Raw genomic sequence first — 23271 nt, forward strand, 5'->3', positions numbered from 1 at the left:
AGGTGCCCCCACCGCAGTGGCTCCCTCCTCCGCCTTGCAATCCACGGCACCAGACGACCCGGGCTATCCGGCCCTGATCCGCCGGACACCCCCTAAGCCGACAGGGCGTGTTCGCCCGAACGGGGGATCCGGCCCGCCCGGGTCCTGCGGCGCCGTTCCGCCGCGAGGAGCCCGGCCAGGAGGAGCAGGGCCGTTGCCGCGACGGCCGTGCCCGGGATGAGGCCCGGGGGGCGGAAGGTACAGGTGATCGTGGTGGTGTCGGGGGTCACGGGGACGGAGACCAGGCCCAGGTAGGCAGTGGCCGGGCGGTCGTTGCAGGTCCAGCCCGCGACCGCCGGGGACGAGAGGACCGCCGTGCCCGTGGTGCCCGCCGGGACGGTGGCCCGGACGCTCGACGCGGCGACCCGCAGGGACGTCGGCGCCGTCGCGCGCAACGCGGACACCGCCGTGTCCAGGCGGGCGCGGTCCAGGCAGGACAGGGTCCGGCGCGGGGGCGGGGGAGCGTCGAAGACGAGGGCCGAGGAGGCGCCCCGGGAGGCGCCCAGCGGCTGGAGGGCCGCCCGGTTGCGGGGGGCGTTGCCGTTCAGGCGGAAGGCGGGGCCGTCCGCGAGGCGGGCCGTCGCGTTGTACTCCGGGGCCCAGAGATAGGCCTCCGTGCCCGCGCGGCAGACCCCGACGGAGACCGGGTCCTCGTACACCCGGGCGCCGAGCAGGAGTTCCTGGTTGGGGAAGGGCGGCCCGTCGGTGTAGGAGGGCGCGGGCCCCGGCGGGCGGATCGTGATCAGCGGGGGGACCTGCGCGCGGCCGATCGTGCCGTCGGGCCGCAGGCGGGCGCCGACCGCGAAGACCGCGTCCGTCACCGGGTTGTCGATGCTCTGCACATTGCGCCCGCGCGAGGTCCAGCCCGCCCCGAGGGCCACCATCGTCCGCGTGAACACGTCGGGGGTGTGGCTGCTGTAGTAGGCGCCGCCCTCCCCGCCCAGCAGCAGCGGGTCGTTGCCCGACAGCGCCGGCCGGCTCGGGTCCGTGCGGTAAGCCGGCCAGCCCTCGCCGCCGGCGAGGGCCTCGGCGCGCGCCGTGTGCGCCGCACCCCACGAGGGGTAGTCGTCCAGGCCCCCCAGCTTGCCCTTGTGTCCGAACGCCGTCGTCGCCGCCGCCTGGCCGACCAGCACCAGCGCCAGCACCCCGGCCGCCGGCAGGACCAGCCTGCGGTATCGCAGGCACCACCAGGCCCCCGCCGCGAGGGCCAGCCCACCGCAGAAGAGCCCGACCCCCCACGTCGTCGCCAGCGTGCTGCCGCTCGCCGCCACGGCCGCCGCGGCCAGCACCGCCGCCCCCGCCGCCAGCGCCCGCGGCCCCGGCAGCCCGGCCGTCGCCAGCCCGGTCCACGCGGCGATCACGGCCACCCCGGCCAGGACGAACGTCTGCCGGTACGGGCTGCCGTTCGGGGTCGCGAACAGGTGCCAGGCCAGGTGCGTCGGCGTCCACTGGAAGGAGAGCAGGACGGCCGCCGTCAGCCCCGCCCACCCCAGGCGGGCGGGCAACGGCACCGCCCGGTGGAACGGCAGGGCCGCCACCAGCAGCAGCGTCCCCGTGCCCACGAACAGCGCCGGTGAGGAGAAGGAGTACGTGGCGGGCAGGATCCGTGCGAACAGGTCCGGCCAGGACACCGGCTGGAACTGCCGCGTCCAGCCCGGGTACGCCTGCTGCGAGCTCAGGAAGAGCGGGACCAGCACCGGGGCGGACACCGCGATGCCCAGCAGCGTCGTCCCCGCCGCGCGGCCGAGCACCCGCAGCCGCTCCCGTACTCCTTCACGGGTCAGCACCACCCGCACCACGAGCACCAGCGCCGCGCCGAGCGTCGCCATGTAGGCCGTGTAGAAGTTCGCCGTCCAGGACAGCCCCACCACGAGGACGGCGACCGCCGGCCGGCGCCCCCGCAGCGCCCATTCACCCGTCAGGCACAGGAGCGGGAACGCGATCAGCCCGTCCAGCCACATCGGGTTGTACGAGGCCTCGATCACCGACCAGCCGCACAGCGCGTACGAGGCGCCCAGCAGCGCCGCCGCCCACCACGGCCCGCGGCGCTGCGTGCGCAGCAGCCAGGCCATCGCCGCCGCCGCGGCGGTCATCTTGAGCACGGTGACCACGTACACCGCGAGGTCGATGTCCTCGCGCGGGAAGAGGCCGACGAGCACCGCGAAGGGGCTCGAGAGGTAGGTGCCGAAGTCGGGCAGGAAGCTCATGCCGTATCCGGACTGCCAGTTGAAGAGCAGTCCGCCCTCCGCCCGCCCGTGCAGGAGGTCCCACAGGTGGGCGTGGAAGGGGACGAACTGGTTCCCGAGGTCGTTGATGCTGCGGTGGCGGTGCCCGTACGGGAACACGCGGGCGGCCGCGTCCCCGGCGCACACGGCCACCACCGTGATCAGGGCGGCGAGGGCCGAGCCGTGCAGGCTCCGGCGGCGCGGCGAGCGGTGCGGTGTCGACATGGTGGGCCGACCTTGGCAGTGCCGGTGGACCAAAGGGTGGCCACCGGGTGAATACGTGCCCCAACACCCCGGGAATCGTTGGTCGAACCGGTGGCTCGGATCACCTTGACTGCATACCATCGATCACCGCACGGCCCTTGTGCACCGACGCACAATCTCCCGGCCCTGGAGGCTCCTTTGCACCGTCGCACAGCGCTCTCCGTCTCCGCCGCCCTGCTCGTGGCGGCCCCCCTGCTGTCCGCCTGCTCGGGTCAGGCCCGCCCCGGCACCGCGGCCGTCGTCGGTGGCGAACGGATCACCACCTCCGCGCTCCAGGCCCAGGTCAACGATGTCCGCGCGGCGCAGAACGGGTCCGGGCCGACCGCCGCCCAGCTGATCCAGGCCTCGCCCGGCCTGGAGCGCGTCAAGCTCAACAAGATGATCCAGACCGTCGTCCTGGAGCGCGCCGCGAAGGACGCGGGCGTGAGCGTCGGCGAGAAGGAGGTCCAGGACTTCCGCAAGGCCCAGCTGGACAAGGCGGGCGGCAGCGAGAAGCTGGCCGCGGCGGCCCTCGAGCAGGCCCACCTGGCGCCCGACCAGCTCGACGCCGACGCCCGCTTCAAGCTGCTGCGCGACAAGCTCTTCGACCACTACGGCAGCCAGGACAAGGCCGTCGAGAAGCTCGCGTCCGCCGCGAAGGCGCTGCACATCGAGGTGAACCCGCGCTACGGCGTCTGGGACGCGCAGCAGATCGTGCTCGGCGACCAGGACACGCCCTGGATCGTCCAGCGGACCCGGCCCGAGCAGGCCCCCGCCGGAGCCTGAGTCATCCGTACGGAGGTAGGTTCGGAGGGTGACCGACCACGCCGCCGAACCCGCCCCCGCCGCACCTGCCGCCGATCCCGCCGCCGCCGACACGGCAGCGGGCCGGATCGTGCTGCTGACCGCCAGCCACCGGGTCGCCCCCGGTCTGCTGTCCTGGCCGGCATGGCAGACCCTGCACGCCGCGGACCGGGTGCTGTGCGCCGACCCGGGCCACCCGCAGCTGCCGTACCTGCGCGAGGCGGGGGTCGAGGTCGCGCACGAGACCCCGGACGCGCACGCGCTGGTCGAGGCCTGCGCAGGCGGCCGCACGGTCGTGGTGATCCCGGGCGGCGAGGGCGACCAACGGCTCACCGACGGACTGGCCCGGCTCGCCGGCTCCGGCCGGGTCGACATGCCCGACCTCGAGCTGCTGCCCGGCTCGTACGATCTGCCCGGCGCCCGCCTGCTCGACCTCGTCCAGGTGATGGACCGGGTCCGCCGGGAGTGCCCCTGGACCTCGCGCCAGACCCACGAGGGCCTGGTCAAGTACGCCACGGAGGAGGCGTACGAGCTGGTCGAGGCCATCGAGGACGGGGACCGGGAGGCGCTGCGCGAGGAGCTCGGCGACGTACTCCTCCAGGTGGTCTTCCACGCGCGCATCGCCGAGGAGCATCCCGAAGAGCCGTTCTCCGTCGACGACGTGGCGGGCAGCCTCGTCGAGAAGCTGATCCACCGGCATCCGCACGTCTTCGGGGACGCGGACGCGCAGACCCCGGAGGACGTCAGCGCGCACTGGCAGCGCACCAAGGCGGTCGAGAAGCAGCGGGAGTCGGTCACCGAGGGGATCCCGCTGGGCCAGCCCGGTCTCGCGCTGGCGGCCAAGCTCGCCGGCCGGGTCCGCGCGGGCGGTGTGGCCGTGGAACTGCCCCGCGGCGAGGGCATCGGATACGAGCTGCTGGAACTGGCGGCGCGCGCCGAGGCGGCGGGGGTCGACCCCGAGACCGCGCTGCGCGCTGCGGCCCGTGCCTACCGGGACGCGATCCGGGCCGCCGAGGGCGTCGGCGAGTAGCCCGCGGCAGCAGGGTCCTACCCGTTCCGGGGCGCGCGGCCCGACGGGTTGTGCCAGTGCGGCGCGGGGCGGCTCAGGAACCACTCCGCGAAGCCCAGCGGCCGGCCGCCCGGGCCGTGGCCCGTGCCGGCGACGGCGGGTACGGAGTCGTGGAAGATCCGGGCGGGGCGGGCGCCCAGCTCCTGCAGCAGGTACGCGGTCTCGTCGATGAACGGCGGCGGGCCGCTGAGGTAGACGTCCTGGTCGGGCCACAGGGCCCGGTGGCCGAGCGCGGTCGCGAGCCGCCCGGTGGCCTCGTTGCGGTGCTGCCCGGGGGCGGGCGTGATGTAGGTGACGCCGAGCCAGCGGAAGGCGGCGGCGTACTCGTCGATCAGCGGGCGGTCGTAGAGGTGGGCGGCGTCCCGGGCGACCACGAAGAGCCGTACGTCCTGATCGGGAGGATGCTCGGCGAGTTCCTCCAGCATGGCCCGGATCGGGGCCCAGCCGGTGCCCGCCGCGATGAAGCTGACCGGGCGGTCGGCGCGGCGGAAGGTGAGCTGCCCGCCGGCCGCGCCGAGGCGCAGCACCTCGCCGGGCCGGGCCTCGCGGACCAGGGCGGTGCTGAGCCGGCCGCGCTCGACGCGGCTGACGTGCAGGTCGAGGGTGCCGTCCGGGCGCGGGGCGTTTGCGATGGAGTACGTGCGCCAGGTCGTCGGCACCCGGGCGCTGCTCACGCTCGCGTACTGGCCGGGGAGATAGGGGAAGGCCTCGTGCGGGCGCAGGGTCAGCACCCCTATGTCCTCCCCGTACCGGAGGTGGCGCACGATCTCGGCGTCCCACCACGGGGGGTCCTCGCTCGCGGCGGCTCCGGCCATCATGGCGTCGGCGACCACCTGGTACGCCTCGGACCAGACCTTCTCCACGCCCGGGGTCCAGGCCTCGCCGGAGGTCCGGGCGAGCGCGGCGAGCAGGCTGGATCCGACGGCCGCGTAGTGGTGGGGGCCGGCGAGGAACTTGCGGTGGTCGCGGCCGAGGTCGTGGAGATAGGGGAGGAGGTTCTCGTCCTCGAAGTGGGCGACCACGTGGGTCAGCGCGGCGAAGAGCCGGTCGCGCTGGCGTTCCATGTCCTGCGCGGAGGCCGGGAAGAGTCCACGGAACCCGGGGTTGTGCCAGAAGAGGTGGGAGTAGAAGTACTTGACCGCGTGCTCGGCCCGTCTCTCCACCACCGCGAAGCTGCTTTTCAAGATCCTCACATCCACACATCCGAAAATAGGAGGGCCGGGGAACGCGAGGTCAAGCGATGGCGGATCTACGGACAGCCGCGGCGAACGACCCATATGGGATGGCGGCCGGCGCGCGGGATACGGTCAGCGGGTGCACGAGCCGACCTCCAGAGCCCCCGCAGACAGCACTCCTCCCCAGGGCCCGACCCTGTTCGACTGGGAGTTCGCGACCGATCCGTACCCGGCGTACGCCTGGCTGCGCGAGCACTCCCCGGTGCACCGCACCAAGCTCCCCAGCGGGGTCGAGGCCTGGCTCGTCACCCGGTACGCCGACGCCCGCCAGGCCCTTGCGGACCAGCGGCTCAGCAAGAACCCGGCGCACCACGCGGAGCCGGCGCACGCCAAGGGCAAGACCGGGATCCCGGGGGAGCGCAAGGCGGAACTGATGACGCATCTGCTCAACATCGACCCGCCGGACCACACCCGGCTGCGGCGGCTGGTGTCGAAGGCGTTCACCCCGCGCCGGGTGGCCGAGTTCACTCCCCGGGTGCAGGAGCTGACCGACCACCTCATCGATCAGTTCGCGAGCAGGGGGGAGGCGGACCTCATCCACGAGTTCGCCTTCCCGCTCCCCATCTACGCCATTTGCGAGATGCTCGGCGTACCGCGCGAGGACCAGGACGACTTCCGCGACTGGGCCGGGATGATGATCCGGCACGGCGGCGGCCCGCGCGGCGGCGTCGCCCGCTCCGTGAAGCAGATGCGGACCTACCTCGGTGAACTCATCCACCGCAAAAGGGATGATCTGGGTAATGACCTGATCTCCGACCTGATCCGCGCGAGCGACCACGGCGACCACCTGACGGAGGCCGAGGCCACCGCCATGGCCTTCATCCTGCTCTTCGCCGGATTCGAGACGACCGTGAACCTCATCGGCAACGGCGTCCACTCCCTCTTCATGAACCCGGACCAGCGCGCCCGCCTCCAGGACTCCCTCGCCGCCGGTGAGAGCGGCCTGCTGGAGACCGGCATCGAGGAGCTGCTCCGCTACGACGGTCCCGTGGAGCTCGCCACCTGGCGGTTCGCCACCGAGCCGCTGACCCTCGGGGGCCAGGACGTCGCGGCCGGCGATCCGGTGCTCGTCGTCCTCGCCGCGGCCGACCGGGATCCCGAGCGGTTCGCCGATCCGGACACCCTGGACCTCTCCCGCACGGACAACCAGCACCTCGGATACGGGCACGGCATCCACTACTGCCTGGGCGCTCCGCTCGCACGACTTGAAGGGCAGACGGCGCTTGCGACTTTGCTGACGCGTCTGCCAGATCTGGAACTCGCTGTTCCGCCCAACGACCTTCGCTGGCGCGGGGGTCTGATCATGCGTGGCCTGCGCACTCTTCCCGTCCGGTTCACACCTTGAAACACCTGAACGTCCCCTGACCGTAAGTCAGCTCCCGTCAAGAGTTGTGACTATCGTGCTAAGACGGCTAGGTTCTGCCGTTACCCAGCCGTTATGCGAAAGGTGCAGCTCATGCGTTCCGGGAACGGCCGCCACAGACGCCCCCGCCAGGTACCCGCGATAGTCGTCACCGCCGGAGTCACTGGCTCCGCTTTGGCACTACCGCTGCTCGCCGCCACCGGCGCGAGCGCGGCCGACACCTCCACGTGGGACAAGGTCGCCGAGTGCGAGAGCGGGGGCTCCTGGAGCGCCAACTTCGGCAGCGGGTCGTACGGCGGACTTTCGTTCACGCAGGAGCAGTGGAACGCCTCGGGCGGCCTCGCGTTCGCCGAGCGTCCCGACCTCGCCAGCCGGTCGCAGCAGATCGCCGTCGCGGAGCGCGTGCTGGGCGCCCAGGGTCCCTCGGCGTGGGGGCAGTGCTCGGAGTCGGCCGGGCTGACCCAGCAGGCTCCCGCCGCGAGCGTGGACCCGGGCCTGCCCGGCACGCTCGGACCGGTCGCCCCGAGCCACTCGCGCCCCGACGACTCGGTCCCGCGCGGCGGCACCGGGGCCAAGGCGATGGACTTCGGCGCCCCGACCCCGACCCCGGCCCCCGACTTCACGCTCCCGCCGGCGCCGCTCGCGCCGAACAGCGGACTGCCCGTCATGCCCGACCCGGATGCGCCGTCCACGTCGCCGTCCGTCCCGGTGCTCCCGGGCGACCCGACCGTGAACCCGGGCGTCCCCACGGCCCCGACGACGCCCATCGCGCCGACGGCCCCGGGAACCCCGACCACGCCCGGGCACCCGGCGGACCCGACCGCTCCGGCCAACCCGGCCAAGCCCGGCGCCCCCTCGACCCCGGGTACCCCCGGTACCCCGGGCGCCTCCACCGACCCGGCCGCCATCCCGGACACCTCCGGCACCGGCAAGCACCGTGGTACGCCGGCCCCCGAGGCGCCCGTCGTGTCAGAGGCGGCGTCGGCCCCCTCGTACACCGTCCAGGCGGGTGACAGCCTGGCCACCATCGCGTCTGCCAAGGGCCTCAAGGGCGGCTGGAACGCGCTCTACCAGGCCAACGAGCAGGTCATCGGGGATGACGCCGATCTGATCAAGCCTGGCCAGAATCTGCATCTAAGCCAGAAATAGTGACACTTCGGACACCCAAAAAGAGCTGAATGTCTGTTATCTGCAAGTGAGACATGTGTCTCTTCCGGTCAACTGGCGTGTCCCGCCCGAAGCCTTCCGCAAACCCCGTCCTCACCTGCGCAAATGCCCGCAAGGAGAGCGCAAGTAGGGGTCGTTTCTCCCCGATGTTCCTCGTTGAACATCGGGGAGAGACCTGTCTACCTTCTGAGTCGCCCGCCACCGCGGGCCTCTTCGACCGCATCGCCGAGTCCTGCCGGCGGACGGGGGGAACAGTCGTCGCGTCAAGCGCCGAAGGCAGGAGCGGGGGAACCAAGGTAGGCGCCGGGACCGGCCGTTGAGAGACGGTCACGGAAACGGCTAGGGGTTAAGTCGTGCGCCACATCGCACGGCCGGGCACTCATCCGCCCGAACCCGACAGCTCACCTCGCAGGCGTCGGTGAGGAGAACTCCATGCTGCTTTCCGGCAAGGGCAAGCACCGCCGCGCCACCGCCATCGAGCGGACCACCCGCATCGTCACGCTCGCCGGCGTCGCCGGTGTCGCCGTCGCGGCGCCCCTGATGACCGCGGGCTCCGCCTCCGCCGCGACCGTCTCCGAGTGGGACCGCGTCGCGCAGTGCGAGTCCGGCGGCAACTGGGCCATCAACACGGGCAACGGCTACTACGGCGGAGTGCAGTTCTCGGCCTCCACCTGGGCCGCGTACGGCGGCAAGGCGTACGCCGCCCAGGCCAACCAGGCCTCCAAGGCGCAGCAGATAGCCATCGCCGAGAAGGTCCTCAAGGGCCAGGGCAAGGGCGCGTGGCCGTCCTGCGGCGTCGGCCTGTCCAACTCCTCCTACACCGGTGGTGGTACGACCGACACCCCGAAGAAGACGGAGCAGAAGGCCGAGACGAAGAAGACCCAGCCGAAGAAGACCGAGCCGAAGAAGGAGACGCAGCGCTCCGAGGCCCCGACCACCCGCTCCGAGCGCTCCGAGGCCCCGGCCCCGAAGACCGGCAACGGCTCGTACGAGGTCAAGTCCGGCGACACCCTGGGCACCATCGCCGAGGCCAACGGCGTCAAGGGCGGCTGGGAGAAGCTCTTCGAGCTCAACAAGGACATCGTCTCGGATGCCGACCTGATCTTCCCCGGTCAGAAGCTGAAGCTCAGCTGAATCCCGCGGTAACTACCGCGGCAGCTCGTGCAACACGCAGCATCCCCACCGCCCGGCGCGTCTGCCCCCACGCGCCGGGCGGTGGCGTTTTTCCTGCGCGGCCCCGGTCGAGACGCCGGCAATCGAGAGTCCTATGTCCCGGAAGGCGGGTATTCGGGCCCTTTTTCGTCCCAGGGGCCGGGCGGTCGGCCGGTCGAGCGCCCGGAGCCGGTTAGGCTCTAGGCGGCAAGGCCATCCCACGGCCTGACACGCCACCGCACATCCAGCGTCACATCCCAGAAGGAGATGCTCGTGCCGTCCATCGACGTCGTCGTAGCCCGGGAAATCCTGGACTCCCGAGGCAACCCCACGGTCGAGGTCGAGGTGGGCCTCGACGATGGCAGCACCGGCCGTGCTGCAGTTCCGTCCGGCGCCTCCACCGGTGCATTCGAGGCCATCGAGCTCCGTGACGGTGACCCCAACCGTTACATGGGCAAGGGTGTCGAGAAGGCCGTCCTCGCCGTCATCGAGCAGATCGGCCCGGAGCTCGTCGGCTACGACGCCACCGAGCAGCGCCTGATCGACCAGGCCATGTTCGACCTGGACGCCACCGACAACAAGGGCTCGCTCGGCGCCAACGCCATCCTCGGCGTGTCCCTCGCCGTCGCGCACGCCGCGTCCGAGGCCTCGGACCTCCCGCTCTTCCGCTACCTCGGCGGCCCGAACGCGCACCTGCTGCCCGTTCCGATGATGAACATCCTCAACGGTGGGTCGCACGCCGACTCCAACGTGGACATCCAGGAGTTCATGATCGCCCCGATCGGCGCGGAGTCCTTCTCCGAGGCCCTGCGCTGGGGTGCCGAGGTCTACCACACCCTCAAGAAGGTCCTGCACACCAAGGGTCTGTCCACCGGCCTGGGCGACGAGGGCGGCTTCGCCCCGAACCTGGAGTCCAACCGCGCCGCGCTCGACCTCATCATCGAGGCCATCAAGCAGGCCGGCTACACCCCGGGCAAGGACATCGCGCTCGCCCTCGACGTCGCCGCGTCCGAGTTCTACAAGGACGGCAAGTACGAGTTCGAGGGCCAGTCCCGCTCGGCCGCCGAGATGACCGACTACTACGCCGAGCTCGTCGAGGCGTACCCGCTCGTCTCCATCGAGGACCCGCTGTTCGAGGACGACTGGGCCGGCTGGAAGACCATCACCGACCGCCTCGGCGCCAAGGTCCAGATCGTCGGCGACGACCTCTTCGTCACCAACCCGGAGCGTCTGGCCCGCGGTATCGAGGAGGGCTCCGCGAACGCCCTGCTCGTCAAGGTGAACCAGATCGGTTCGCTGACCGAGACCCTCGACGCCGTCGAGATGGCCCAGCGCAACGGCTTCAAGTGCATGATGTCGCACCGCTCCGGTGAGACCGAGGACGTCACCATCGCCGACCTCGCCGTCGCCGTGAACTGCGGTCAGATCAAGACCGGCGCCCCGGCCCGCTCGGACCGCGTCGCCAAGTACAACCAGCTGCTGCGCATCGAGGAGATCCTCGACGACGCCGCGGTGTACGCGGGCCGCTCCGCCTTCCCGCGCTTCAAGGGCTAATCACGCTCTTGCCTCCGTACGTCCCCGCACTCGGTCCCGTACCGTGTGCGGGGACGTATTGCGTAGTGCGTATACAGGGGAGGCGGGATCAATGGCCGGGAACCGGGATCGGTTCTCCACCTTCTCCACCGCGACCAGGCTCAAGCAGCTCGGGGAGCGGACCGCCGCCCACGTCTACCGCTCGCAGACGCGCCGCCAGGTCCGGCGCAGCCGGCTCACCGGCCGGGCCGCGCTCCTGGTGCTGGTCCTCTGTACGCTGGTCGTCGCCCTCGCGTATCCGATGCGCCAGTACGTCTCCCAGCGCTCGGAGATCGCGGAGCAGCGGCGGGCCGCCGGGGCCGCGGGCCGGCGCCTCGAACGCCTCCGTGACGAGAAGGCCCGCTGGCAGGACAACGCGTACGCGGAGCAGCAGGCGCGCAAGCACCTGCACTTCGTCCGCCCGGGCGAGATCAGCTACATCATGACCGACCCCGGGGCCGGGGCCGCCGAGCGGCACCGCACCGGAACGGCCGGATCCGACCGGCCCTGGTACTCGAACGTCTGGGACGGCGTCGACAAGGCCGACCGCCCCGGCGACTGACGAGCACCGCACCCATCCACGAGAACGAAGAGACTTCCTCCAGGCATGCAGACGCCCCCGCCCCAGACCGACCGGACCGAGCCGACCGACGCGGACATCGAGGCGTTCGAGCAGCAGCTCGGCCGCCCGCCGCGCGGGCTGCGCGCCATCGCCCACCGCTGCCCCTGCGGCCAGCCGGACGTGGTGGAGACCGCCCCGCGGCTGCCCGACGGCACGCCCTTCCCGACGCTGTATTACCTCACCTGCCCGCGCGCGGCCTCCGCGATCGGCACGCTCGAGGCGAACGGCGTGATGAAGGAGATGCAGGCCCGGCTCGCCGAGGACCCCGAGCTCGCCGCCGCCTACCAGGCCGCGCACGAGGACTACATCCGGCGCCGTGACGCCATCGAGGTGCTCCAGGGCTTCCCGAGCGCCGGCGGGATGCCGGACCGGGTGAAGTGCCTGCACGTGCTGGTCGGCCACTCGCTGGCCGCCGGTCCCGGGGTGAACCCGTTCGGCGACGAGGCCCTGGCGATGCTGCCGGAGTGGTGGGCGAAGGGCGCCTGCGTCGCGCCGTGCGCGCAGAAGGCCGAGAAGAAGGGGGCGGAGTGACCAGGGTCGCCGGAATCGACTGCGGTACGAACTCGATCCGCCTCCTGGTCGCGGACTGCGACCCGGCCACCGGTGACCTGATCGAGCTGGACCGGCGGATGACGATCGTCCGCCTGGGCCAGGGCGTGGACAGGACGGGCCGGCTGGCCCCGGAGGCGCTGGAGCGCACCTTCGCGGCCTGCCGCGAGTACGCGGCGGTCATCAAGGAGCTGGGTGCGGAGCGGCTGCGCTTCGTGGCGACCTCGGCCTCCCGCGACGCCGAGAACCGGGACGAGTTCGTCCAGGGGGTCCTCGGCATCCTGGGCGTCGAGCCCGAGGTGATCTCCGGTGACCAGGAGGCGGAGTTCTCCTTCACCGGCGCCACCAAGGAGCTGATGGGCACCACTCACATGGAGAAGCCCTTCCTGGTGGTGGACATCGGCGGCGGCTCGACCGAGTTCGTGGTCGGCGAGGAGCACGTGCGGGCGGCCCGCTCGGTGGACGTGGGCTGCGTACGGATGACCGAGCGTCACCTCGTGGTGGACGGGGCGGTCAGCGATCCGCCGACCGCGGAGCAGATCGCCGCCATACGGGCCGACATCGAGGCGGCGCTGGACCTGGTCGAGCAGACGGTCCCGCTCTCCGAGGCGCGGACGCTGGTGGGCCTGGCCGGTTCGGTGACCACGGTCGCCGGGATCGCCCTCGGGCTGCCAGAGTACATCTCGTCGGCGATCCACCACGCGCGGATCCCGTACGAGACGGTCCGGGAGATCAGCGAGCGGATGCTGACGGCCACGCACGCCGAGCGCGCGGCGATCCCGGTCCTGCACCCGGGCCGGGTGGACGTCATCGGCGCGGGCACCCTGGTGCTGCTCGCGGTCATGGAGCGGATCGGCGCCTCGGAGGTCGTGGTCTCGGAGCACGACATCCTCGACGGAATCGCCTGGTCCGTCGCCTGACGGGCGGCTCGCGGGAGCCTCGTGAGGACCTCGTGCGAGGGTCGCAGGGGCCCTCCGGAGGGCTCTCGGAGGCCCTTACGGGGGCCTTACGTCCGCTCGCCCACAGAAAGTTCGTGAAGTTCTTCACAAGGAAAAGGGGCCTGCTGGGCCGCGGGAAGGGTCCTTAAGGGCACTCCCGGGGTCCGCAGGCCCCTTTCGTGCGACCGTTCGTGCGATTTGAGGCCGCGGTCCGGTGCTGTCGGTAGGTATCCACCAACCCGGTGGTCTATTCCGCTTGCGGGCCTGGAGGCCAGTTCAGGACGGGTGAACAACGACTCCCGTTACACCCTGGTTCCCATTTTGCGCCATGACCTCCGTCACGTGGGCCGCGCAGTGTAGCAGAGGCCTTCCAACACCTTGTGAAGGGGCTCACGAGCATCACCCCTTGGGGTGCTGGATACTCGTTCCATGAGCACCACGGAGCGTCCCAGGATCCTCGTTGTAGGAGGTGGGTACGTAGGCCTGTACGCAGCCAAGCGCATCATGAAGAAGATGCGCTACGGCGAGGCGACTGTCACGGTCGTCGACCCGCGCTCGTACATGACCTACCAGCCCTTCCTCCCTGAAGTGGCCGCAGGCAGCATCTCGCCTCGGCACGTCGTCGTCCCGCTGCGACGCGTGCTGCCCAAGGCAGAGGTTCTCACCGGCCGGGTCACCAGCATCGACCAAGACCGCAAGGTCGCCGTCGTCACGCCGCTCGTCGGCGAGGCGTACGAGCTGCCTTTCGACTACCTGGTGATCGCGCTCGGCGCCGTCTCCCGCACCTTCCCGATCCCCGGCCTCGCCGAACAGGGCATCGGCATGAAGGGCGTCGAAGAGGGCATCGGCCTGCGCAACCACGTCCTCGAGCAGCTCGACAAGGCCGAGTCCACGACGGACGAGAACGTCCGCCGCAAGGCCCTCACCTTCGTCTTCGTCGGCGGCGGCTTCGCCGGTGCGGAGACCATCGGCGAGGTCGAGGACATGGCCCGCGACGCCGCGAAGTACTACACCACCATCAAGCGCGAGGACATGCGCTTCATCCTGGTGGACGCGGCCGACAAGATCCTCCCCGAGGTCGGGCCCAAGCTCGGCACCTGGGGCAAGGAGCACCTCGAGTCCCGCGGTATCGAGATCTACCTCAACACCTCCATGGACTCCTGCGTGGACGGCCACGTGGTGCTGAAGAACGGCCTCGAGGTCGACTCCAACACCCTCGTGTGGACCGCCGGCGTCAAGCCCAACCCGGTGCTGGCCCGCTATGGCCTGCCGCTGGGCCCGCGCGGCCACGTCGACACCGCCCCGACCCTCCAGGTCCAGGGCACCGACTACATCTGGGCCGCGGGCGACAACGCCCAGGTCCCGGACATCGCCGCCCGCAAGGCCGGCGTCGAGAACGCCTGGTGCCCGCCGAACGCCCAGCACGCGCTGCGCCAGGCCAAGGTCCTCGGCGACAACGTCATCTCGGGCATGCGGGGCTTCCCGCAGCACGAGTACGCGCACTCCAACAAGGGTGCGGTGGCGGGCCTCGGCCTCCACAAGGGCGTCGCGATGATCGTCATGGGCAAGATGAAGATCAAGCTCAAGGGCCGGCTCGCCTGGTACATGCACCGTGGCTACCACGGCATGGCCATGCCGACCTGGAACCGCAAGATCCGCGTCTTCGCCGACTGGACCCTCGCCATGTTCCTCAAGCGCGAGGTCGTCTCCCTCGGTGCGCTCGAGACCCCGCGCGAGGAGTTCTACGAGGCCGCCAAGCCGGCGCCGGCTCCGGCCGCCGCGGCAGCCCCCGCCGAGAAGGCCAAGGCCTCCTGACCCGGGCCTGACCGGCAACTGCTCCAGCACGTCCCCGAAGGGGCCGCTCGCCATCCGTGGTGCGGGCGGCCCCTTCGGCGTTCCCGTCCGATTGACCGGTCCCGGAAATGGGTATGCCGTTCGGTCGGATCGTTCTGGAGGTGCCTTCGATGACCGAAGCCGCGCCGCGGCTGGCCGCTCTTGCCGAGACTCTGCTGGGCGCCCCGCTGCCCGTCCGGATTCGTGCCTGGGACGGCAGCGAGGCCGGACCGCCCCCCGGCCCCACCCTGGTGCTGGCCAACCGGCGCGCCCTGCGCCGCGTCCTGTGGCGGCCGGGTGAACTGGGCCTGGCCCGTGCCTGGGTCGCCGGCGACATCACCGTCGAGGGCGACCTGTTCGAACTGCTGGACCGGGTGGCCGGCCTGCTCTGGGAGCGGGCACCCGTCGCCGTCCCCGAGGCCCCGCCGGCGGTCCGCCGCTCCGGGCTCGGCAAACTCGGCGCCCTGCGCCCGCAGCTGCCGCACCTGCCGGACCGGGCCGCGGGCGCCGCCGGAACCGCCGCGCTGCTGCGCGACCCGGACGCCCGGGCCGCCCTGCGCGACCTCGTCGCCCTGGCCCGGCCGTGGCCGGCGCCCGCGCCGCCGCCCGAGGAGGCCCCCCGCCGCGGGGGCCCGACGCACAGCAGGATCCGCGACCGGCAGGCGATCAGCCACCACTACGACGTCGGCAACGAGTTCTACGAGCACGTCCTCGGCCCCTCGATGGTGTACTCCTGCGCCTACTGGAACCCCGGCTCCACACTGGAGGACGCCCAGCGGGACAAACTCGACCTGGTCTGCCGGAAGCTGGGCCTCCAGCCCGGCCGACGGCTCCTCGACGTCGGCTGCGGCTGGGGCTCCATGGCGCTGCACGCGGCCCGGGAGTACGGGGTCCGCGTCACCGGCATCACCCTCTCGCGCGAGCAGGCCGCCTACGCCCGCAAGCGGGCCGCGGAGGAAGGCCTGGCCGACCTGGTCGACATCCGGATCCAGGACTACCGGGACGTCAAGGACGGCCCGTACGACGCCATTTCGTCCATCGGCATGGCCGAGCACGTCGGCGCCGACCGCTACCGCGAATACGCCCGCACCCTGCACGAACTGCTGGGACCCGGCGGCCGGCTGCTGAACCACCAGATCGCGCGCCCCCCGGAACCGGACGAAGAGGCGTACAGCGTCGACGAGTTCATCGACGCCTACGTCTTCCCCGACGGCGAGCTCTCCCCGCTGGGCACGACGGTGGGCGAGCTGGAGCGGGCCGGCTTCGAGGTCCGCGACGTGGAGGCGCTGCGCGAGCACTACGCGCTGACCCTGCGCGCCTGGGTGGCACGGCTGGAGGAGCACTGGGAGGCGGCCGTACGGCTGACCACGCCCGGGCGGGCCCGGGTCTGGCTGCTGTACATGGCGGCCTCGGCCCTGGGCTTCGAGCACGGCCGGCTCGGCGTCAACCAGGTCCTCGCCGTCAAGCCCGCGGCGGCCGGGCGGTCGGGGCTGCCGCTGCGGCTGCGCACCTGGGGCGCGTGACCCCGTACGGCAGCGGGAAGGGCCCCGGGGCGTGTGCCCCGGGGCCCTTCCGTGTCCCTGCGAACCAACCGCCGCCGTGCCGGGGCTACTCGGTCTTGATGGCGGTCAGCATGTTCAGCCGGGCGGCGCTGCGGGCGGGCCACATGGCCGCCAGGACGCCCACCACGCCGGCGAGCAGCAGGAAGATGCCGATCCGGTCGTACGGGATGACCAGCGCGTAGCCCGGGACCGACTTGCTGAAGGTGGTGCCGACGGCCCAGGCGAGGAAGACGCCGACGCCGATGCCGAGGATCGCGCCGAAGAGCGAGATGACCACGGCCTCCAGACGGATCATGTTCTTGACCCGGCTGCGGTCGAGACCGATCGCCCGCAGCATGCCGATCTCCTGCTTGCGCTCGAAGACGGACATCGCGAGGGTGTTGACCACGCCGAGCACCGAGATGATCAGTGCCATGCCGAGCAGGCCGTACATGATGTTCAGCGCGACGTTGACCATGCCGCCCATCTCGTTGCGCATGTCCTGCTGGGTGGCGATGCCGATCGCCGGGTTGTTGCCGAGCGCGTCCAGGACGGCCTTCTCGCTGGCCTTGGACTCGCCGCCGGTGGCGTTGACGTACACCTCGGGGATGAAGGGGTCGTCGGAGTGCGCGCTGAGGATCTTGTCGTCGAGGACGTACGGGGAGAGCAGGCCGTCCAGCTCCTTGTAGACCGCGCCGACCTTGAGCGAGTCCTTCTGGCCGTCGTCGTACGTGACCTGGAGCGTCGAGCCGACCGAGAGCTTGGCCTTCGCCGCGGTCTTGTCCGCGACGGCGACCTCGCCCTTGCCCAGGCTGCTCAGCGAACCGCTGACGACGTCGACGTTGAGCATCTCGCCGATGGCGGCCGGGTTGACGCCCGAAGCCGCGTGGACCTCGTTGCCGATCCTCAGCGCAACGCCGGCCTGCGGGGAGACGGCCTTGATGCCGGGGGCCTTGGCCAGGGTCTCGGCGACCGACTTGTCGAGGCTGCCCATGCCGCCGTTCATGGAGATCTTGTAGTCGGCCTTGATCTTGTCCGTGCTCATCCGGTCCACGGCCTTGCCCATGGTGATGCCGATGACCGAGAGCGCGGTGACCAGGGTCAGGCCGATGGCCAGCGAAGCGGCCGTGACGGCCGTACGGCGCGGGTTGCGCAGGGCGTTCTGCGCGGCCAGCTTGCCGGGCACCCCGAAGACCTTCTGCAGCGGCGGACGCAGGGCCGAGATGACCGGCCGCGACAGCAGCGGCAGCAGCACGATCAGACCGATGAGCAGGAAGAACGCTCCGCCGCCGATGACCATCCGGCCGTCGCTGCCCATGGACACGCCGAGCATGACCACGCCGATGCCGACCAGGCCGAGGACGCTGCCGATGACGTTGCGCACGACGAGGGACTTCGCGGTGGCCGGCAGGTGGGCACTGCCCATGGCGGCGACCGGGGCGATCCGGCCGGTGCGCCAGGCGGGCAGCAGCGCGGCGAGCACGGTGACGAGGACGCCGATGACCAGGGCCGCGACGATCGTGGTCGGGGCGACCACCAGATCGCCGGCCGGGACCTTGGCGCCGAAGGAGTCCATCAGGGAGCGCATGCCGACCGCGAGGCCGACACCGGTGGCGAGGCCGATCGCGGCGGAGACGATGCCGACGACCAGGGCCTCGGCGAGCACCGAGCGCATGACCTGGCCGCGGTTGGCGCCGACGGCGCGCAGCAGGGCCAGCTCCTTGGTGCGCTGGGTGACCAGCATGGTGAACGTGTTGTAGATCAGGAAGACGCCGACGAAGAGCGCGATGAAGGCGAACATCAGCAGCATGGTGTTCATGCCGCTCATGCCCTTCTCGATGTCCTTGGCCTGGTCCTTGGCGAGCTCGGCGCCGGTCTGGGCCTTGGTGTTCTTGGCGTCGAGCAGCGGCTTGACCTCGGACAGCAGCTGGTCGGCGGTGGTGCCGGCCTTGGCGCTGACGGAGAGCTCCTGGTAGAAGCCGGGCTTCAGGTACAGCTGCTGTGCGACGGCGGTGTCGAACAGCACCAGGCTGCCGCCCGCGTTGACCGAGCCGTCCTCGGTGGTGAAGACGCCGGTGAGGGCGTACTCCTTGACCGGGCCGTTGGTGGCGACGCGCACCTTGTCGCCGACCGCGTACTTGCCCTTGGACGCGGTCTCCTTGTCGAGGGCGATCTGGTCGTCCTTGGCCGGTGCGGCGCCTTCGGCGAAGGTGTAGCGCGGGTCCTTGCCGTCCTTGACGGGGGCGAAGTTGGAGCCCTTGTTGGCCCAGCCCTGGCCGATCAGCTTGCCGTTCTCGTCGCCGACGCCGGCGAATCCGGAGACCCGGCCGCTCACGGCGTCGACGCCCTTGACGCCCTTGACCTTGTCGAGGGTCTGCTGGCTGATGCCGGGCTCGCCCTGCTTCTGGCCGTTGCCGTCGCGGGTCTGGCCGTACGAGGTGACGGAGACCGCGACGCCTTCGTAACTCTTTGCGGACTGGCTGCTGAGGGACTTGCCGAGGGTGTCGGTGAAGACGAGGGTGCCGGAGACGAAGGCGACGCCGAGGACGACGGCGAGCACCGTCATCAGCAGCCTGGCCTTGTGCGCGAGGACGTTGCGCAGGGCGGTACGGAACATGGTGGAGGAGTCCAGGATGTCGGGGGGCGAGCGGCTGGGCTGAGCCGTGGCGGAGGGCGGGGTCGCCCGAGGTACGAGGCGGCCCCTGCCCGAAGCGGTGGCGAAGACCAGCGCGACCCAAAAGTCAGCGGAGGACTGGCGGAGGGGCAGTCCCTCAGCTGGTGCGGCCCTTGGCGTCGAAGGCCTTCATACGGTCGAGCACCCCGTCGGCGGTGGGGCTGAGCATCTCGTCGACGATGCGGCCGTCGGCGAGGAAGATGACGCGGTCCGCGTAGGAGGCGGCCACCGGGTCGTGGGTGACCATGACGACGGTCTGGCCGAGCTCGCGGACGGAGTTGCGCAGGAAGCCGAGGACCTCGGCGCCGGAGCGCGAGTCCAGGTTTCCGGTGGGCTCGTCACCGAAGATGATCTCGGGGCGGGAGGCCAGGGCGCGGGCCACGGCCACGCGCTGCTGCTGGCCGCCGGAGAGCTGGGTGGGGCGGTGGCTGAGCCGGTCGGAGAGGCCGACCATGCGGATCACGTTGTCCAGCCACTGCCGGTCGGGCTTGCGGCCCGCGATGTCCATCGGCAGGGTGATGTTCTCCAGCGCCGTCAGGGTCGGCAGCAGGTTGAACGCCTGGAAGATGAAGCCGATCTTGTCCCGGCGCAGCTGGGTCAGCTGCTTGTCCTTGAGGGTGCCGAGCTCGGTCTCGCCGATGCGGACGGAGCCGGCGGAGAAGGTGTCCAGGCCGGCGACGCAGTGCATCAGCGTGGACTTGCCGGAGCCCGAGGGCCCCATGATCGCGGTGAACTGGCCCTGGCCGAAGTCCACGGAGACGTTGTCCAGGGCGACCACCTGGGTCTCGCCCTGGCCGTACACCTTGGAGAGGCCGGTGGCCCGGGCGGCCACGGCCTGGGTGGTGTGCGGGGCGTAGTTCATGGTGGTCACGGGAGCGACTCCTCGGGCTGCGGACCGGGGTGCGGTCCGCTGATCGGCGGGACTCTTCCATCGTCGCCGCGCCCACCCCGCCGGGGATCAGCCGAGGTGCCCGTTCCCTGGCCCACTGGAGTCTGATCGCCGGGCCGGGTGTCTCCTCCTCTGGTATGACAGCGGGCCGGCGGTGCTCGGGGGCGGCCGGGGCGGCCGGGGTGGCCGGGGGTGGCGGGGAGGGTGGCGGGCGGGGTGGCGCGAGCCATCGAAATCCCGTCATTTCCGTTTCGGGGGTGATCGCCGCCCGTAACGGGCCCACCGCGTGTTCTCGCGCCTGACGGTCCCTCAAGCGCCAATAAAATCAGACAACATCGGATAGACGACCCACTGGCGACCTGGGCGTTCCGGATAGGCTCGGCGCAGCGTTCAGTGCTTTGTGTACGGGAGCCGCTACGCCCTGCCCGGATGGTGGAATGCAGACACGGCGAGCTTAAACCTCGCTGGCCTTAGGCCGTGCCGGTTCAAGTCCGGCTCCGGGCACTCCCGATCTACCTGCGGAATTACAGGGGATCGGCCTGTCTGTTCACCCGTTCCGGGAACACGCGGGGAACACGCCCCATTCGGGTGCTTCCGGTACCGCCGCGGGCCCGCCACCAGCCGGCCCGAGCTCACCCGGGAGGAGCGCCGTCGCTTCTTCGGGCACGTGCGGCGCATGGCCGATGAGGCCCACGGCGGACGGCAGTTCCTCCTCGAACGCCTGATCCCGGACACGACGAGGGCGCCCCCTCGGGCGAGAGGGGGGCACTTCGTCCACGATGGCGGGCGGGGTCACCGCCAGGGCGAGCGCGGTCTGCGGCACCGTTCGGGCGGTGCGCTCGGCGGAGTCCTTCTTTCAGCTGGTCACGGTGAAGCCGCGGTCCTTGCCCAGGGCGGTCAGTGAGGTCTTGCCGGGGATGCCGTCGCAGTCCGACGACGACCAGCCCAGGCCGCCCCGCTCGCTGTAGCGGCGCTGCCACTTCGCGAAGGCCGTGACGGTCAGGGATCCGAATGATCCGTCGTGGGCGTACGCGTCCTGGAGGAGGCCTTCCGCCGCGAGCGCCACCTCTACGACGTTGACTTCGGCCGGGTACGTGGTGCCGCCCTGGCCCAGCCCGGGGTCCCGCCTCGCTGCGGCCACTACGTGGGCGAGGGACACCCGGACCGGCGGCGGCTCCGGAGCGGGCACGGACGCCGAGGCGGTGCCGCCCAGTGCGGGGTCGGCCGAGACGGTGCCCTCGTCGAAGTTCGGGACGCCGTACCCGTACGGACTGTCCAGGCCGCGGCGGGGGCGCACGCGCTGGTACACGCCGTCGCCTTGGTACGCGCCGGTCGTGTTGGTGTTGCCCTCCACCGTGTAGATCGAGTCTGCGTCGTAGGCGTACACCACGCCCACGTGGTCCTGCCCGGCCGAGCCCATGTAGAAGGGGCCGCCGAGCACGGGGTAGTCGGTCCAGCGGCCGTGCTGCTTCCACCACGAAACGGCCGTCGTGCACGATGCCGTGATCGGCCACAGGTCGCGCGCGCCGAGCTCGTCGGCGCCCCAGGCGGTGAAGACCGCGCACCAGGGCTGGCCCTGCGACCATTCCAGGCCGGGCGTCTCGGGGCTGAAGCGCTGGATGTTGTTCCAGTTGCCGTCGGGGTCGCGGCCCTCGTGGTAGCCGGTCTGGCTGCGGAGGAGATTCACGTAGGCGGTGCGGGAAAAGGTCATGAGGACCTCCATGACATGGAGCAGCTCCGACCGGAGGGTCGGAGCTCGGTGGGGGGACGGGCGTTACCAGCCGGGGGGCCGGCGCCGCTTCGGGCGGCCGTCGTCCGGCGGGGGGAAGTACTGCGGGGGAGAGGGTTCGGGCGTGCACGCGCAGGCCGAGGTTTCGCCGGGCCCGGTGCGTGTCGCTCGATGCATGCGGGCGGCGGCCTCGGGGGTGAGCGCGTGATCGGCGCACCCGTACACAGGGATGAGGGAGCCGGCGTCTGCTGTGGTGTTGAAGAGCTGGCCGCTCTCGGCCGCGGTGGGCCGGCGCCGCCACTGGACGACTCCAGGCTCCCCGCATTGGCAGGTGGTCATGCGTGCTCCCGGATCACGTACATCATCGATCCGGCTTCATTCGCACAGGCGGTCGAGAGAGTGCCGCCGAGTTCTGGCCGCCTGCGATTTCCACAGGGCCGCCGGCGGCGGGCCGGAGCGGGGACCAACGGGGCCGAACGTGCAGCACCTGGCGGGTCCCAGGTCAGATGATGTGACGGGCCGGATTCGAGTCTGGCTCCGGGCACTCCCGCATCCCGCGCGTATATCCCCTGCGCTTCGCCGCGCCTTCTCCTAAGATCCTCCTCCAGCAGTAGGGTGCTTTCTTTGCGAGCACATTACTCTTGTCGCAAGGCCGCGCACGGTGGCCATGGAGGAGTGAGATGAGGAGCAGTAACCCGGTCTTCTCGCGACGGGGGTTCAGCCGCGACAGCGGGGGCTACGCAGGTTTCGACGCGCAGCACCAGCAGGCCGGGACCAACCCGTACGCGACGAATCCTTACGCCACCGACCTGACCACCGGCATGCCGCAGGCGCCCGCCCGCGCCGATGTGATGACGATGGACGACGTCGTGAGCCGTACGGCCATGACGCTCGGTACGGTCATCCTCACGGCGACGATCGCGTGGATCGCCATGCCCGTCGACCCGGCGAACCTCAACAAGTCGTACGGGATCGCCGTCGGCGCCGCGCTCGTCGCGATGGTCCTCGGGCTCGTCCAGACCTTCAAGCGCAAGGCCTCCCCGGCGATCATCCTGGGCTACGCGGCCTTCGAGGGCTTCTTCCTCGGCGTCATCAGCGCGGCCACCAGCACCTTCCTCGGCGCCGGCGTGGTCATCCAGGCCGTGCTCGGCACGATGTGCGTGTTCGCCTCCGTGCTCTTCGCGTACAAGATGCGCTGGATCCGCGTCACCCGCCGCTTCTACGGCTTCGTGATGGCGGCCGCCATGGGCTTCATGCTGCTCATGGTCGCGAACCTGCTCTTCTCGGTCTTCGCGGGCGGTGACGGCCTCGGCTTCCGCAGCGGCGGCCTCGGCATCCTGTTCGGCGTCATCGGCGTCATCCTCGGCGCCTGCTTCCTCGCCCTGGACTTCAAGCAGGTCGAGGACGGCATCACGTACGGCGCGCCGCGCGAGGAGGCCTGGCTGGCGGCCTTCGCCCTCACGCTGACCCTGGTGTGGATCTACCTGGAGCTGCTGCGCCTGTTCCAGATGCTCTCCGGCGACGACTAGTCGTACCGGCGCCCGCAGACGGAATGGGGAAGGCCCCGCGAGCTCACCGCTCGCGGGGCCTTCCCGCGTCTCGGAGGGGGTACGGGGTCGGGGGCACG

General features: G+C 71.2%; 17 protein-coding genes, 1 tRNA gene and 1 riboswitch. Of the genes, 13 read left to right on the plus strand and 5 right to left on the minus strand.

Features of this window, described 5'->3' with window-relative positions; genetic code table 11:
• Nucleotides 1-92 precede the first annotated feature (92 nt).
• Nucleotides 93-2489, minus strand: a complete 2397-nt coding sequence (locus AB0I68_RS28120; RefSeq protein ID WP_363180149.1) for a YfhO family protein — start codon at nucleotides 2487-2489, stop codon at nucleotides 93-95.
• Between the two features lie 177 nt (nucleotides 2490-2666).
• Here AB0I68_RS28120 and AB0I68_RS28125 point away from each other — a divergent pair, with 177 nt between their 5' ends.
• Nucleotides 2667-3293, plus strand: a complete 627-nt coding sequence (locus AB0I68_RS28125) for a SurA N-terminal domain-containing protein (protein ID WP_363180150.1) — start codon at nucleotides 2667-2669, stop codon at nucleotides 3291-3293.
• Between the two features lie 28 nt (nucleotides 3294-3321).
• Entirely contained in the window at nucleotides 3322-4341 is a 1020-nt protein-coding gene (locus AB0I68_RS28130) for a nucleoside triphosphate pyrophosphohydrolase (RefSeq protein ID WP_363180151.1), read from the plus strand.
• 17 nt (nucleotides 4342-4358) lie between these two features.
• On the opposite strand, the gene AB0I68_RS28135 is transcribed toward AB0I68_RS28130, so the two are convergent.
• Nucleotides 4359-5546 (minus strand): globin domain-containing protein, encoded by a 1188-nt coding sequence (locus AB0I68_RS28135; protein WP_363180152.1) that lies wholly within the window; start codon nucleotides 5544-5546, stop codon nucleotides 4359-4361.
• A 148-nt stretch (nucleotides 5547-5694) separates the two neighbouring features.
• Here AB0I68_RS28135 and AB0I68_RS28140 point away from each other — a divergent pair, with 148 nt between their 5' ends.
• The 9 genes from AB0I68_RS28140 (at nucleotide 5695) to AB0I68_RS28180 (ending at nucleotide 16334) form a co-directional block, all read left to right on the plus strand.
• The gene (locus AB0I68_RS28140; protein WP_363180153.1) at nucleotides 5695-6960 is read left to right on the plus strand and encodes a cytochrome P450; all 1266 of its coding nucleotides are present in this window, start codon (nucleotides 5695-5697) and stop codon (nucleotides 6958-6960) included.
• Between the two features lie 111 nt (nucleotides 6961-7071).
• The gene (locus AB0I68_RS28145) at nucleotides 7072-8127 is read left to right on the plus strand and encodes a transglycosylase family protein (RefSeq protein ID WP_363180154.1); all 1056 of its coding nucleotides are present in this window, start codon (nucleotides 7072-7074) and stop codon (nucleotides 8125-8127) included.
• Nucleotides 8128-8403: 276 nt separating this feature from the next.
• Nucleotides 8404-8575, plus strand: a riboswitch (cyclic di-AMP (ydaO/yuaA leader).
• Between the two features lie 2 nt (nucleotides 8576-8577).
• Nucleotides 8578-9279, plus strand: a complete 702-nt coding sequence (locus tag AB0I68_RS28150) for a transglycosylase family protein (protein WP_363180155.1) — start codon at nucleotides 8578-8580, stop codon at nucleotides 9277-9279.
• Nucleotides 9280-9564: 285 nt separating this feature from the next.
• Complete coding sequence (gene eno, locus AB0I68_RS28155) at nucleotides 9565-10851, plus strand: phosphopyruvate hydratase (protein WP_030028493.1); 1287 nt, start codon at nucleotides 9565-9567, stop codon at nucleotides 10849-10851.
• A gap of 91 nt (nucleotides 10852-10942) precedes the next feature.
• Entirely contained in the window at nucleotides 10943-11431 is a 489-nt protein-coding gene (locus AB0I68_RS28160) for a septum formation initiator family protein (RefSeq protein ID WP_363180156.1), read from the plus strand.
• A gap of 45 nt (nucleotides 11432-11476) precedes the next feature.
• Nucleotides 11477-12022: a DUF501 domain-containing protein gene (locus AB0I68_RS28165; protein ID WP_363180157.1), complete on the plus strand. Its 546-nt coding sequence runs from the start codon at nucleotides 11477-11479 to the stop codon at nucleotides 12020-12022.
• Nucleotides 12019-12960: a Ppx/GppA phosphatase family protein gene (locus AB0I68_RS28170; RefSeq protein ID WP_363180158.1), complete on the plus strand. Its 942-nt coding sequence runs from the start codon at nucleotides 12019-12021 to the stop codon at nucleotides 12958-12960. The genes AB0I68_RS28165 and AB0I68_RS28170 overlap by 4 nt, the downstream gene beginning before the upstream one ends.
• A gap of 447 nt (nucleotides 12961-13407) precedes the next feature.
• Complete coding sequence (locus AB0I68_RS28175; RefSeq protein WP_363180159.1) at nucleotides 13408-14793, plus strand: NAD(P)/FAD-dependent oxidoreductase; 1386 nt, start codon at nucleotides 13408-13410, stop codon at nucleotides 14791-14793.
• A 149-nt stretch (nucleotides 14794-14942) separates the two neighbouring features.
• Nucleotides 14943-16334, plus strand: coding sequence for a cyclopropane-fatty-acyl-phospholipid synthase family protein (locus AB0I68_RS28180; protein WP_363180160.1), 1392 nt, complete (start codon nucleotides 14943-14945; stop codon nucleotides 16332-16334).
• A gap of 85 nt (nucleotides 16335-16419) precedes the next feature.
• On the opposite strand, the gene AB0I68_RS28185 is transcribed toward AB0I68_RS28180, so the two are convergent.
• Both AB0I68_RS28185 and AB0I68_RS28190 read right to left on the minus strand, forming a co-directional pair.
• A complete protein-coding gene (locus AB0I68_RS28185) occupies nucleotides 16420-18969 on the minus strand; it encodes an FtsX-like permease family protein (RefSeq protein ID WP_363180162.1) in 2550 nt (849 codons plus the stop codon).
• 154 nt (nucleotides 18970-19123) lie between these two features.
• Entirely contained in the window at nucleotides 19124-19888 is a 765-nt protein-coding gene (locus AB0I68_RS28190) for an ABC transporter ATP-binding protein (protein ID WP_363180221.1), read from the minus strand.
• A 450-nt stretch (nucleotides 19889-20338) separates the two neighbouring features.
• Here AB0I68_RS28190 and AB0I68_RS28195 point away from each other — a divergent pair.
• Nucleotides 20339-20419 (plus strand) — tRNA-Leu (locus AB0I68_RS28195).
• A gap of 352 nt (nucleotides 20420-20771) precedes the next feature.
• Here AB0I68_RS28195 and AB0I68_RS28200 read toward each other — a convergent pair.
• Nucleotides 20772-21626, minus strand: coding sequence for a hypothetical protein (locus AB0I68_RS28200; protein ID WP_363180163.1), 855 nt, complete (start codon nucleotides 21624-21626; stop codon nucleotides 20772-20774).
• A gap of 698 nt (nucleotides 21627-22324) precedes the next feature.
• Here AB0I68_RS28200 and AB0I68_RS28205 point away from each other — a divergent pair.
• Complete coding sequence (locus tag AB0I68_RS28205) at nucleotides 22325-23173, plus strand: Bax inhibitor-1/YccA family protein (RefSeq protein WP_363180164.1); 849 nt, start codon at nucleotides 22325-22327, stop codon at nucleotides 23171-23173.
• Nucleotides 23174-23271 lie beyond the last annotated feature (98 nt).

This window comes from Streptomyces sp. NPDC050448 (assembly GCF_040655295.1).
Classification (GTDB): Bacteria; Actinomycetota; Actinomycetes; order Streptomycetales; family Streptomycetaceae; genus Streptomyces.